This window comes from Undibacterium sp. TJN19 (assembly GCF_049339485.1).
Lineage (GTDB): Bacteria > Pseudomonadota > Gammaproteobacteria > Burkholderiales > Burkholderiaceae_D > Undibacterium.
On the sequence record NZ_JBMPPL010000012.1, the window covers coordinates 22,810 to 37,087 of the forward strand.

Here is a 14,278-nt window from a genome sequence, read left to right on the forward strand (position 1 = left end):
CAAGCGATCTTGGCTTGGCTTGGTGTGGCACAAAGGGGGATGCTCCGCCATCGTTCCCGCCCTTGTTAAAACTCAAGCATCAAGGAATTGGTATGGCAATCGTTGCCGAGCGATAGCTGGCCTGTATAGGGTGTAAACACGGAGACTTGAATAAACCTAAAGGATTTTATATGAACAATAAATTGAAGGTATTACCCCAGACGATTGCATCTCTCATTGCCGCCGGAGCATTTTCTGCTTCGTTCCCCGGTGTCGTAATCGCACAAGATACTGACCCCAAGGCAGCCCCTGTACATCGCGTCGAGATCACAGGCTCCTACATACGTCGCGCCGATGCTGAGACCCCCAGTCCGGTGCAAGTAATCAACGCGGCCGACCTGAAAAATTCCGGCTACACCTCGGTGTCTGAGGTATTACAGCACATCACGGCCAACGGCGCGGGAACACTGAGCCAAACCTTTTCCGGTGGCTTTGCAGCGGGCGGCAGCGGCATTTCACTGCGCGGTCTGAACAACAACGCGACCCTGGTACTGATCGACGGTCACCGCATGGCAGGCTACCCGCTGGCCGATGATGGCTCGCGCTCGTTTGTGGATATTTCGAATATTCCCTTCGATGCCGTCGAGCGGATTGAAATTCTCAAAGACGGTGCGTCGGCTGTCTACGGCTCCGACGCCATGGCCGGGGTGGTCAACGTCATTTTGAAAAAGAATCTGGTCGGCACCACGCTGTCGGCCGAGACGGGCACCACCAGCCAGGGCGGCGGCAGCACAACTCATGCAACGTTCAGCCACGGCGTCGGCAATCTGGACCACGACGGTTTTAATACTTATGTCAGCGTGGAATATCGCAAGCAGGATCCTATTTACTATACCCAGCGCCGTGACTCCGGGCTGTGGCAGTCTTTGGATATGTCGGCCTACGGTGGCGCGAACAAAGCGCTGGGTGTCGTGACGCCGCAATCAACGGCTCCCACCGTGCTATCGCCTTATCTGTTGAATCCTAACGTGAAGCGGATAGCCGGCGCTGACAATAGCGCTGCTTTCGCTTTCTTGCCCGGCACGGTTTGCGGCAGCTACACCCAACTGGCATCTGGCGGCTGTGCCTATGATGACCCGTTTAAACAACTACAGCCGAAGACGGAAAACATCAATATTGTGGGCAGTTATACCAGGAATCTGGGTCAGGACTGGAAAGTTGATATCAAGGCGTCCCTGTTCGAGAGCAAGGCTACCCTGCCACAGGGTTTCAGTAACTTCCCTTCATCCTATGCCACCCAGTTGGAAATGGTGTCCGGCGTGGCACCGCACTATATCGCTGGTACCGCCATTCCCTCCATCCGCGTGCCTGCCGACTATCCAGGAAATCCGTTTGGCGTACCAGCCATCGTACGGGGCCCCATCCCAGGCGCACCGGCACGTAACATCACTACCGATTCCAAGGCCTACCGTCTGGTGGCTGAGTTAAGCGGTACCTGGGGGGCGTGGGATCTCGATGCCTCGCTTGGCTATACGCGTAACAATCTGAACCGGGTAAGCACGGGCAATGTGAATGTGCCGGCAATGAGTGCGGCCTTGAGTCGTAGCACCAATCCCTACTCGGTGACGGGGGGCAATAGTGCGGCCGACATGGCAGACATCTTCCGGACCGTTTCTTCGTTCGATACCTCTGAACTCTCGTTTGCCGAGTTGCGTGCTGCGCGCGCGTTGACACACCTGGAAGGCGGCGATCTGATGGTGAGTCTGGGCGCGCAGTCTTTTCACACAAGGTTGTCGGCGCCTTCCATGCCGCAGGCGGATGGCCATACCAATGGCGCGTATGCCTTTGGTTCTGAGACGGCAACGTCAGCCTACGCGGAATTCACCGCGCCGGTATTGAAGAGCCTGGAAATCGACGGTGCCGTCCGTTTTGATCACTACGGTCTGGCTGGCAATTCGAGCACGCCCAAGCTGGCATTCAAATGGACGCCGAGCAATGCATTTGCGCTGCGGGGCACTATGTCGAAAGGATTCCGTGCGCCAGGTCCAGCCGAGAACGGCAATTCTGCCAGCAGCGGCGGGGTCGGTAATGCGAACGATCCGCTGCTCTGCCCAGGCGGCTATATGGCCAATGGCATGTATCCAAAAGGGACTGTCATCGCCTCTTGCAACGAGTCGCTGATCGGTCTGACCACCACCAACCCGGATCTGAAGCCCGAGAAGTCAACGTCAGCCACCTTGGGCGTGATACTGGAGCCAGTGAAAGGCTGGAGCACGGCGATTGATCTCTACCAGATCACCGTCAAGGATCAGATTATTGGCGGCCCCCTGTCCGGCACACCGGTGCGCAATACGCCTGAACTCAGCGATTGCGCTGACGGTAATGGTGGCAGCACCACGTGTACACCCAGTGTTGGCCGGATCGCCTACTATCCAGCGACCCCAATCAATGCCAACAGCACGCGTACCCGCGGTATCGAATTCGATACCCGCTACAAGTTCAAGCTGGGTGACTATGGCAGCCTAAAAGCCGAATTTCAATATACCCACGCCTTCAGCTATGCCATGACTATCGACGGCAAGACGTACGAACTGGCGGGTACCCACGGTCCGGCCGGTATCGGCGCAGATACGGCTAACCCGAAAGACCGCGCACAGCTGGATCTGACATGGAATATGGGCCAACTGGAGGTTGCCACCAGCCTGCATTGGATCTCTGGCTACGATTTGACTGATCCTACCCTTGGACAGTCAACATGCAGTGAGGGTGGCAAAATGAATGGTGTCTTCCCTGAAGGAAATACACCTGCGCGTTTTTGCAGGGTTGCATCCTTCCTGGAAACGGATCTGTCGTTGAACTACCAGTTGGGCAAACAGTGGACCTTGCATGCCTCGGTCTCCAATTTGTTCAATCAAGCTCCACCGGTTGACGTCAGCACTTATGGCAGCGGGCGTCCATACAATCTGTCCTTGCACTCGGCCGGTGCGGTTGGGCGTTTCATCAATATCGGTGCGATCTACAAGTTCTGATGCGAGAAGAAACCTTGTATTTTGAAGTGGCCGTGGATGTAACGGGCGTCGATGAGGGACGTCGACACCCGTTATTATTTTTACGTATCTCTTCAACGATGAATGAAATCTGGTGAAGGGCACTCCAATTCCGTATAAGGCGACTGACAGGCATTAGCATGCGTATGTGGGGAACAGGTTTCGCCCTCACTGCGCCAGGCAGCGCGTCAGCCATATCGTGCAGATAATGTGACGTGCTGCGATTGCTTTGTTCAATCTTCTGCCGATAACCATAAGCCGTTGTTGAAAACCATCATTCTTGTTTAGTAAACCAACTAAACTAAAAGTCACAATCAGACATTGATTGACCGGTTTTTCTCGATAAAGCTAACATCAGATATCGTTTTTACAGCAATTCCTTCAATTTGTTTAGTAAATCATGATGACTTTGTTTTTTCCTTCACTGGCATGAGCATCACCATACGCGACCTGGCCGAAGCCACTGGTTTTTCAGTGGGCACGATTTCCCGTGCGCTCAAAAACCAGACTGGTTTGACTGAAACCACGCGTGCAATGATTTTTCACGCTGCGCAGGAAATGGGTTATGACCTGTCAAAGTTAAAGCATGGACGCCTGCGCCGCATCGCTTTTCTCTTGCACCGTCAGCATAATAATTTATCGAGCAGCCCATTTTATTCTATCGTTTTGCACGGGGTCGAAGCTGCTTGCCGGCGGGCTGGAATTGCTTTGTCATTTGTTGCAGTTGGTCCATCTGAGCCGGTGATGGAACAAATCAGGGTGCATCAGCCAGATGCCATTGTGTGTGCGGGATTTTTCGAAACAGAATTATTGGAGGCGATACGCACATCAGGAAAGCCCATGGTGCTGATTGATATGCGTTTGCCAGGCTTTACTTCAATTAACCCCAATCACCGGCTGGGCGGTTATCTGGCTACGCAGCATTTGATCAAATCCGGGCGTAAGCGGATAGGTATGCTCAGTGGACCGCATGCACATTACAGCATACAAGAACGTGTACATGGTTTTCGTAAAGCCTTGTTTGAAGCAAAAATGCTGGCCAATCCTGACTATGAAATTGCGATTCCGCATCAGGCAGAGGAAGAAAAAATGGTAAGGCAGGCAGTCACAGATTTACTGGCCATGTCTGAGCCACCAGATGCCCTATTTTGTTACAACGACAATACCGCATTGACCGCCATGAATACCTGCCTCGATCTGGGTTTGAAAGTTCCTCATGATATTGCCATCGTCGGTTTTGACGATATCCGCGCGGCAGCAAAAGCCCAACCAGCGTTAAGCAGCATTGCCGTTGATAAGGAAGGACTAGGGGCAGAAGGAGTGGCCATGCTGCTACGCCATGCGCAACCAGAAAACCTGGAGACAACACTTGCCGTGCAATTGATTGTGCGGGGCAGTAGTGTGCTTTCTGTTTAAAAACTGAACAACGTCGGACTCAACTATCAACCCTAAAAAATTTCCGGGAAAAACATGCGTCGCTCTACCATTTTATTTGCTTCGATTACGCTACTTTGTTTACCACAGCTGCATGCCAATGCGGGGACAGATCTTGCTGCTGAGGTCAATCCGCTGATAGGTACTACCAACCTGGGCAATACGTTTCCTGGAGCGGTCATGCCTTTTGGCATGCTCAGTTTCAGCCCAGAGACCAGTAAAGGTGAAAAAAATAAGGCCGCAGCGCCTGGAGGATATTTGTACGAAGCCAGAAAAATACGTGGCTTCAGTCTCACACATTTGTCAGGCACCGGTTGTCGTGGTGCCAGTGGTGACATACCTTTTATGCCTGTCACGACAGAGCTGAGCACGTCACCTTCACTGGACAGCAAAGACGAACTTTATACCAGCCGCTATTCTCACCTGAATGAAACAGTGCAACCAGGCTATTACCGCGTGCGCATGGAAAATGGCGTACAGACTGAATTAAGCGCCAGCCTGCGTGCAGGCATTGCGCGCTTTGCCTATCCGGCAGAGGGCAAGGCAGCTATTTTGATACGTAATTCTGATTCACAATTAGGCAGTTTTGCTGCCAATTTAAAAATAGATACCGAGAACAATACCGTCAGCGGCTCAGTCAGCAGCGGCAATTTTTGCGGATACCTGCATCCTGTAACACGCAGACCCTATTACACAATTCATTTCGTAGCCCGCTTTAAGCAGAAATTTGCCGCGACCGCCACCTGGCAAAACGAGAAAATCATTCCCAATGGGATAAGTGCGGAAGGCGCAACCGGGCTGGATGATAAAGGTTTCCCGCAACTTGACAAGGGTTCAGGTGCCTGGATAGATTTTGGTAAAGCCAGAAATGTTGAAGCTCGCATTGGTATTTCCTATGTCAGCGTAGCAAACGCAGCAGAAAATTTAAATGCAGAAATAACGGCGGAAAAATCATTCGAGGCAGTAGTAAAAGATAGTCGCCAGGCCTGGAATCAGCAACTGGCAAAGATCCATGTGACGGGTGGGGACAAAGACCAGCGAACGATTTTCTATACCGCCCTGTACCATTCCCTGTTGCACCCGAATCTCTTTAGTGATGTCAATGGTGAGTATGCAGGCTTTGATCAAAAGGTGCATAAGGTAAAGACTCCGCAATTGGCGCAATATGCCAATTTTTCAGGCTGGGATATTTACCGTTCACAAGTACAATTAATTGCCCTGATCGAACCCAAAATCGCCAGTGACATTGCGCAATCTTTATTGAATCAGTCGCAGCAAAACAATGGTGTATGGGACAGATGGACGCATAACAACGGTGCCACCGGTGTCATGAATGGTGATCCCGCGGCTGCTTCGGTTGCCAGCATGTATGCATTCGGTGCACGTGATTTTGATGTGTCTAGCGCTTTTGCCTCGCTCAGCAAAGCTGCCCGGACTCCTACAAGCCAGGACCTGACCAGGGACGGTTGCCCAGTCATGTGTGTGGGACAAAGACCGGGCCTGGACCAATGGATAAAGTATGGCTATATGCCACAATCAGCGCCCGGTTGGGGCATGGTGTCGGATGCACTGGAGTATGCCAGCGCTGACTTTGCCCTGGCGTCGTTCGCTGAAAAACTCGGTGATCATGCTGCAAAGAAAGAATTCCTTGCTCGTGCACAAAACTGGAAAAATCACTTTAATCCCGCCACTGGTTATCTGCAGGAGCGCAAACAGGATGGTCAGTTCGTATCTGGATTTGATCCTGCTTCAGATGAGGGCATGGTCGAAGGAAGCGGTGCGCAGTACCTATGGATGGTACCATTCAATGCGGGCGGTTTGATCCGCACCTTGGGTGGCGTCGAAAAATCCACCCAGCGACTGGATAAGTTCTTCAAGAATGATCAAGGCGCATGGGCACTGACTGTCTCTGGTGCACATCATTCAGAAATGGATAATGAACCTTCCATCGGTGCTGCCTGGCTGTATTCTTATGCAGCACAACCATGGAAAACCCAGGAAGTCGTGCGTGAAGTGTTGCAACAGCTTTGGCACAATCGCCCGGATGGTATCCCTGGCAACGATGATCTGGGTCAGATGTCAGCATGGTATGTATGGGCAGCGATGGGCCTGTATCCACAATATCCGGGCCGTGCAGAATTGCTGATCGCCAGCCCGACTTTCAGGAAGATCGTGGTTCAACGCTCACAAGGGCCACTGACCATTCAGACAGATCAAACTGGCGCACAATTTAAATATGTGCAGAGCCTGATGTTGAACGGGAAATCAATGGCCAAATCCTGGCTCGATGAAACTGCTTTGGACGGTAAGCTGAACCTGGATTTCAGGTTGGGTGAACAAGCCAATAAAAAATGGGCCATCAAATCTGGCGAATTACCTCCTTCATTTGAATAATTTTGAATTGAAACGCTTGCTATTTGTCGTAACGGTAAAAAATCTATTTTAAAGGCTAGCTATGATGTTTCGTATTTGCGGGTTTGCGTTATTTTGTGCATTGTTCTGTGCATTGATATCTCATGATGTTGACGCCGCGCCTGTCAGTAGTTCACGCCCGGTTGATGCGGTCAATGTATTCATAGGCACTGGTGGTGATGGTCACACCTTCCCGGGGGCGACACGCCCTTTTGGCATGGTGCAATTAAGCCCGGATACGCAGGTAAGACATTTCCGCCAGAGTTACCCCTGGGCTGCAGGTTATCGATATGAAGATGATTCCATACTCGGTTTCTCGCATACGCATTTTTCTGGCACAGGACATTCTGATCTGGGTGATGTGTTATTGATGCCCTATAGCGGTGACACCAAACTGGAGCCGGGTTATCCAGAACGTCCTTTCAGCGGTTACCGCTCACGTTTCAGCCATAAAGAAGAGCATGCCGAACCTGGCTATTACGCAGTGAAATTACTGGATCATGAAATTGATGTCGAATTGACGGTAAGCGAACGGGTAGGGATGCATCGCTATCGTTTTGCCAAAGGTGAAGCCGCCAAATTGATCGTCGATTTGCGCAGCAGTATTTATGATTACAAGACAAAGAACCTGTGGTCCAGCATGCGCGTGCGCAAGGACGGCATCATTACCGGCATGCGAGAAACCCGTGGCTGGGCGGCTGGGCGCCAGGTTTATTTTGCCATGCAATTTTCAAGGCCATTGTTGTCTCGTGAAATCCATAACCGGGAAGACGCAGTGGAATACCGGGGCTTTGCCGGGCCGGGCAGTGGCCCTCAGGATAAAGCCAAAGTCGAGGGTAAGGCACTGGTTGCTGCGCTGGATTTTGGTGTGCCCGACGACCAGACTCTGATGGTCAAAGTGGCGATTTCGGCTGTCAGTGAAGAAGGTGCGATTGCCAACCTGTCTGAAATCCAGGACTGGGACTTTACAGCGCAGCGCGCCAAATCGAAACAGGCCTGGGACGATGCCCTGTCAGCAGTCAGCATAGAAGCAAAACCTGAGATGCGTACCAAGGCTTATACCGCCCTGTACCATAGCATGATGGCCCCCAGCCTGTTTATGGATGTGGATGGCCGTTACCGTGGGCCAGATAGTCAGGTGCATCAGGCGGATGGCTTCCGTTTTCATTCCACCTTTTCGTTATGGGACACTTACCGCGCGCTGCACCCTTTATTGACACTGATACAGCCAGCACAGCGTAACGTCGATTTTGTGCGTTCGCTGCTGGCATCGCAGCAATACAGTCCTGAGGGCATACTGCCGGTATGGCAATTCCATGGTCTAGAAACCTGGTGCATGATCGGCTATCACGCCGTGCCAGTCATCGCCGACGCCTACATGAAGGGTATCCCCGGGTTTGATGCAGACAGCGCCCTGAATGCGATGATGGCCAGCGCTGAATACGGTCCCTATGGCGGCTTGAAACATTATATGAAAATGGGCTATGTGCCAACCGATCTGGAACCAGAAGCAGCTTCCAAAACTGTGGAGTATGCGTTTGATGACTGGACAATTGCGCGTATGGCCGAGAAGATGGGCAAGGCTGATATCGCAAGGAAATATTATGCCCGTGCCCAGAATTACCGTAATGTGTTTGATACCAGGACTGGCTTTATCCGCGCGCGCAAATCGGATGGTGAATTCCGCGTGCCTTTTGATCCCACCGCGTCCAATTTTGGCAGTGATTACACTGAAGGCAGTGCATGGCAATATTCGTGGTATATGCCGCATGACAATGCCGGCCTGATCAGTCTGCTGGGCGGTGACGCCGCTGCCATCTCAAAAATCGACCAGGTATTTGATGCAAAAGTCGATCAAAAAGTCTATGCACACATGGAAGATATTTCCGGCCTGATAGGGCACTATGCGCATGGTAATGAACCCTCGCATCATGTCGCCTATTTATACAATTACTTCGGTGCGCCATGGAAAACCCAGCAACGCCTGCAGCAAATCATGCAGAGCCAGTATCAGGCCAGACCTGATGGCCTGTCTGGCAACGATGATCTTGGTCAGATGTCTGCCTGGTTTATGTTCACGAGTTTTGGTTTTTACCCGGTAGCGCCTGGTAGTAACGAATACATACTTGGTCGGCCCTTCCTCGATAAAGCGACATTGCAATTACCGAATGGCAAGCAGTTCACCATACGTGCGCACAATTTGAGCGACGCGCACCCCTATGTGGGAAGCGTGAGTCTGAATGGGAAAATGCTGGATCAAAACTATCTGCGTCATGAACAGATCATGGCTGGTGGTGAGCTGGTGTTTGTCATGCAGGCCGAGCCAAACAAGAAGTGGGGCAATCCTAAAGATGCACGACCCTATACACAAACGCCATATCAATGAGGCCGATGATGAACAAGTCAGCGCACACATACTGGGGACAGTTCATACCACTGGTGACGGTATTCTTCTTCTGGGGCTTTGTCGCAGCCAGTAATGATATTTTGATTCCTGTGTTCAAGGCGGCATTTCATTTGTCGCAAACGCAAAGTCAGTTTGTATCGCTTGCCTTTTACGTGGCCTATACGGTTGGTTCCTTGCTGTACCTGCTGGTTTCTGCAATCCTTAAACAGGATCTCATACAGAAAATAGGCTACAAAAACAGTCTGGCACTTGGGCTTTGCATCTCTGCGCTGGGTACTTTGTTATTTTATCCCGCAGCCAATTCAAGCTCGTTTGCATTGATGTTGTCAGGTCTGTTTATTGTAGGGCTCGGTTTTTCATTACAGCAAACCGCGGCTAACCCACTGGCAATTGCATTGGGCTCGCGTGAAACCGGCTCACAACGCCTGACCCTCGCTGGCGGGATCAATAATTTTGGTACCACCATAGGCCCCTTGATAGTGAGCTTTGCCATATTCGGTACCCCATCGTCAAACAATGCGATTGCCAGTATAGAGAGCGTCAAGATACCGTATCTGGTTTTGGGGCTGGTATTTTTACTGGTTGCTGTTCTTCTTAAATTTTCATCTTTACCTGATCGTCCGGTAATGGAAGAAGACGCGCAAGACGTTCATACACATGGCGCAAGCTCCGCATTGCAATTCCCGCAATTGGTATTGGGCATGCTGGCAATCTTTGTGTATGTCGGTGTCGAGGTATCTACCGCCAGCAATTTGCCCGCCTATATGGAATTGACGCAGGGATATTTGACCAAGGATATCGCGCCATTCATATCCCTGTATTGGGGCAGCTTGATGATAGGCCGCTGGACAGGAGCGGTCGAGGCTTTTCAACTTGGTGACGGCGCGACAAAGCTGGCGAAATTTCTCGCACCCTATCTGGCATTCAGCGTGTTTCTCGTGGTGAACGCCATAGCGCAACATGAACTGGGCCGATTTTATGTGTACGGTGCTGTTGTATTGCTCTTGATTGTCGCTGATCTTGCCAGCAAAGGAAACCCCGCAAGCATGTTGGGCATTTTTTCCGTACTGGGCATTTCTGCCTTGATACTCGGTATGAGCAGCAGCGGCATGGTCAGTATCTATGCATTCACCAGCATAGGTTTGTTTTGCAGCACTTTGTGGCCATGTATTTTTTCTTTGGCCGTCAGTGGTCTGGGCAAGCATACCGGACAGGGAAGTAATTTCCTGATCATGATGATCATGGGCGGTGGCGTGGTGAGCTGGCTGCAGGGTTTTGTTGCCGACAAAGTTGGAATACAAATGAGTTACCTCGTAGGCGTAGCGTGTTTTTCTTACCTGGCTTTTTATTCCTGGAAGGTGAAAGCGATTCTGGCCAGACAAGGAATAGATTTACAGAGAAAAACGACTTCCCCGCATTAGTTCAAACCACTTCAAATAATGATGACGACTTTCCCAGATTTTCGTGCTGTCAGTACCCTGACTGAGCACATCGCACACACCATGCGTTTTTACCACCCGCGCTGCATCGATCGTAGCGGCGGCTTTTATCATTATTTTAAAGATGACGGTCAGGTCTATGATGTGACAACGCGTCATTTAGTCAGCAGCACACGTTTCGTTTTTAACTATGCGATGGCCTACCGGCAGTTTTCTGATCCACAATACCTGGATATGGTAAAACATGGCGTCGCATTCTTGCGCGATGTACATCGTGACCCTGTCAATGGTGGTTATGCCTGGCAAGTGAGCTGGGATAATGGCAACAGGCATATCATCGACAACAATAATCACTGCTATGGCCTGGCCTTTGTTTTGCTCGCTTATTCACATGCGGTCATGGCAGGCATGAATGAGGCACGGACGTATCTCGATGAAACTGTCGCTCTTATGGAAGATAAATTCTGGTTACCGGAATTTGATCTCTATGCAGACCAGGCCAGTGCGGACTGGTCCCACCTGGACACCTATCGCGGCCAGAACGCCAATATGCACAGCTGCGAAGCGATGCTGGCAGCCTATCAGGCAACTGGTGAGCTTATGCACCTGCACCGTGCGGAAGCAATCGCCAAATCCATCACCCAGCGACAAGCCTCACAAGCCGGCGGCATGATTTGGGAACATTACGACTATGCCTGGCAAATAGACTGGAAATACAATCTTGAGGATAAGGCGAATTTATTTCGCCCATGGGGGTTCCAGCCCGGGCACTTCACAGAATGGTCCAAACTTTTGGTGCTGCTGGATGCACAGGCTGCAAATTTGCAAGGTGATTCAGCATGGATTTTACCAACGGCCGAACGTCTGTTTGATACAGCGCTCGATCTCGCCTGGGATACGGAACATGGCGGCATCTATTATGGCTTTGCGCCAGATCACAGCATTTGCGATGGCGATAAATATTTTTGGGTGCAGGCAGAATCTATCGCAGCCGCAGCATGTCTGGCACAACGTACAGGCAAGCAAAAATACTGGGACTGGTACGACAAAATCTGGCAATACAGCTGGATGCATTTTGTCGATCACCAATACGGTGCCTGGTACCGCATTCTGGATAAAAGCAATCTCAAGATCAGCGATGAGAAGAGCCCTGCCGGCAAATCTGATTACCATACCATGGGCGCTTGTTATGAAGTGTTGAATGTATTGAACCTGGGTAAGCATCATGTCTGATTTTCCTCAATTCGCCTGCGCTGGAGAAGCTTTGACCGATATGTTGCGTACGGGTGTCGATGACTGGAAAAGCATGGTTGGTGGCTCTACCTGGAATGTTGCCCGTAACCTGGCAAAGCTCGGCCTGCGTACAGGTTTTGCGGGGGCGATCAGTGAAGATGTGTTTGGTGACGCACTGTACGCCGCCAGCGAAGAGGCTGGCCTCGACATACGTTTGCTACAGCGCTTTCGCAAATCGCCCTTACTTGCCATCGTCGCTGAAACTGCGCCGCCAAAATATTTCTTCATTGGTGAGGACAGCGCAGATCTGTACTTTTCACCCAAAGCTTTGCCGACGGGGTGGAATCGTGATTTGCAATGGGTGCATTTTGGCGGCATCAGTCTGGCACGTGAACCACTGGCAACAACATTGATCTCATTGGCAATGCAACTCAAAGAGAGTGGGGTGAAGATTAGTTACGACCCCAATTTCCGCAATCTCATGGATAAAAAGTACGACGCCACCTTGCGCACAATGACGCATTTGGCTGACGTCATAAAAATTTCCGACGAAGATTTGCGTGGCTTGTTTCGCCATGATAATGCCGACCTGGCCCTGGCACAATTGCGGGAATTCAATCCTGAGGCAATTTACCTGTATACCCGTGGTGCGGCAGGGGCCTCATTGCACTTGGGTGACCAGGCCTGGCAGGCATTACCACCGCAGATCCATGTCATTGACACCATAGGTGCAGGCGATGCCAGTATCGCGGGCTTGCTTTTCAGCTTGCAGGTGACACCAGAAAAAAACTGGCAAGAACATCTGAATTTTTCAGTCGCCAGTGGTGCTGCTGCGTGCCTGACAGCCGGCGCGCAAGCACCAAGTCTTACGCAGGTATCGACCCTGTACGAGAAAATCAAGAAAATTTAATCCGGAGAATTTTTTATGTTGAAGACCCTATGTATCAGTTGTGCCGTCTTCTTTTTGTCGATTGGGAGCAGTCAATCCCACGCAGAAAACAGCATGAGTGAAGCCCAGTCACAAGTCATGGCCAACAAAGTAAAACACGAAACCCAGCATGCATGGCAAGCATATAAGCAATTTGCCTGGGGACATGATGCGGTAATGCCATTAAGCAAGGCACCGCATGACTGGTACGGCACTTCGCTGTTGATGACGCCGGTGGACGCGCTGGATACCCTCCTGATCATGGGCTTGAAAAAAGAAGCGAAAGAAGCGCAGGACCTGATCGTCACCAGACTCAATTTTGATCAGGATATCTATGTCCAGAATTTTGAGATCACCATACGTTTACTGGGAGGCTTATTATCTTCTTACCAAATAACAAAAGACCAGCGCCTGCTGAACCTGGCTGAAGACCTGGGACATCGATTATTGCCGGTATTTGAAACACCCACCGGCTTGCCTTACACCCATGTCAATCTTAAAACCGGGCAAGTGCGCGGCAATGTCAGCAACCCGGCAGAGACTGGTACGCTGCTTCTGGAGTTTGGCATGCTCAGCAAACTGAGCAATAACCCCATCTATTTCCAAAAGGCTAAAAGGGCATTGGTGGCAACCTATGAGCGCCGTTCATCCATAGGCCTGGTTGGTGCGCGTATCAATGTAGAAACAGGGGAGTGGGCAGACCAGAATTCCCACATCGGTGGTGGTATTGATTCTTACTATGAATATATCTACAAATGCTGGCGCTTGTTTGGCGATACAGATTGCAAAGCCATGTGGGATACCAGCATAGACAGCGTTAACCGCTATCTTGGTGACGAGGTCGATGGTGGATTCTGGTATGGGCGTGCAAACATGCAAAGTGGGGTTCGGACTGCAACCCGCTATGGGGCTCTGGATGCCTTCATGCCCGCTTTGCTGGTGTTGAGTGGGGATGTTGAACGCGCCAGGCGATTACAGGATTCTGGATTGAGGATGTGGCGATTAAATGGGATAGAACCAGAATCCCTGGATTATAAAACCATGACAGTCACCTCACCCAGTTACCATTTGCGTCCAGAAATCATTGAGTCAGCCTACTACTTGTATCACATTACAGGTGATGCAAAATACCGCGTCATGGGTAAGGAATTTTTTGACGATTTCGTCAAGCATTGCCGCAGCAAGACTGGATATGCTGCTTTAAAAAATGTAATAAGCAAGGAAAAAGACGATTCAATGGAAAGTTTTTTATTCGCTGAAACATTCAAATACTATTACCTTTTGTTTGCGCCCCGATCTGCATTGGATTTTGATAAAGTGACATTTAATACGGAAGCACATCCTTTGCGCCTGGATTAGCACATGGCTGTATTGGTCGAGTTAAGTCCTGGTCTGTATT

General features: G+C 50.7%; 8 protein-coding genes. All 8 read left to right on the plus strand.

Features of this window, described 5'->3' with window-relative positions; all coding sequences use genetic code 11:
* The first annotated feature begins 170 nt into the window (after positions 1–170).
* Positions 171–3,008, plus strand: a complete 2,838-nt coding sequence (locus ACO0LH_RS23990; RefSeq protein WP_422943670.1) for a TonB-dependent receptor plug domain-containing protein — start codon at positions 171–173, stop codon at positions 3,006–3,008.
* A 447-nt stretch (positions 3,009–3,455) separates the two neighbouring features.
* Positions 3,456–4,442, plus strand: a complete 987-nt coding sequence (locus tag ACO0LH_RS23995; RefSeq protein ID WP_422943671.1) for a LacI family DNA-binding transcriptional regulator — start codon at positions 3,456–3,458, stop codon at positions 4,440–4,442.
* Between the two features lie 54 nt (positions 4,443–4,496).
* Positions 4,497–6,854 (plus strand): GH92 family glycosyl hydrolase, encoded by a 2,358-nt coding sequence (locus tag ACO0LH_RS24000; protein ID WP_422943672.1) that lies wholly within the window; start codon positions 4,497–4,499, stop codon positions 6,852–6,854.
* A 61-nt stretch (positions 6,855–6,915) separates the two neighbouring features.
* The gene (locus ACO0LH_RS24005; protein WP_422943673.1) at positions 6,916–9,258 is read left to right on the plus strand and encodes a GH92 family glycosyl hydrolase; all 2,343 of its coding nucleotides are present in this window, start codon (positions 6,916–6,918) and stop codon (positions 9,256–9,258) included.
* An 8-nt stretch (positions 9,259–9,266) separates the two neighbouring features.
* Positions 9,267–10,700 carry an MFS transporter gene (locus ACO0LH_RS24010; protein WP_422943674.1) on the plus strand — a complete coding sequence of 478 codons (1,434 nt, stop codon included), beginning with the start codon at positions 9,267–9,269 and terminating at the stop codon, positions 10,698–10,700.
* A 21-nt stretch (positions 10,701–10,721) separates the two neighbouring features.
* A complete protein-coding gene (locus tag ACO0LH_RS24015; RefSeq protein WP_422943791.1) occupies positions 10,722–11,951 on the plus strand; it encodes an AGE family epimerase/isomerase in 1,230 nt (409 codons plus the stop codon).
* Positions 11,944–12,861, plus strand: coding sequence for a carbohydrate kinase family protein (locus ACO0LH_RS24020; RefSeq protein ID WP_422943675.1), 918 nt, complete (start codon positions 11,944–11,946; stop codon positions 12,859–12,861). The genes ACO0LH_RS24015 and ACO0LH_RS24020 overlap by 8 nt, the downstream gene beginning before the upstream one ends.
* 93 nt (positions 12,862–12,954) lie before the next feature.
* Positions 12,955–14,238: a glycoside hydrolase family 47 protein gene (locus ACO0LH_RS24025; protein ID WP_422943676.1), complete on the plus strand. Its 1,284-nt coding sequence runs from the start codon at positions 12,955–12,957 to the stop codon at positions 14,236–14,238.
* Positions 14,239–14,278 lie beyond the last annotated feature (40 nt).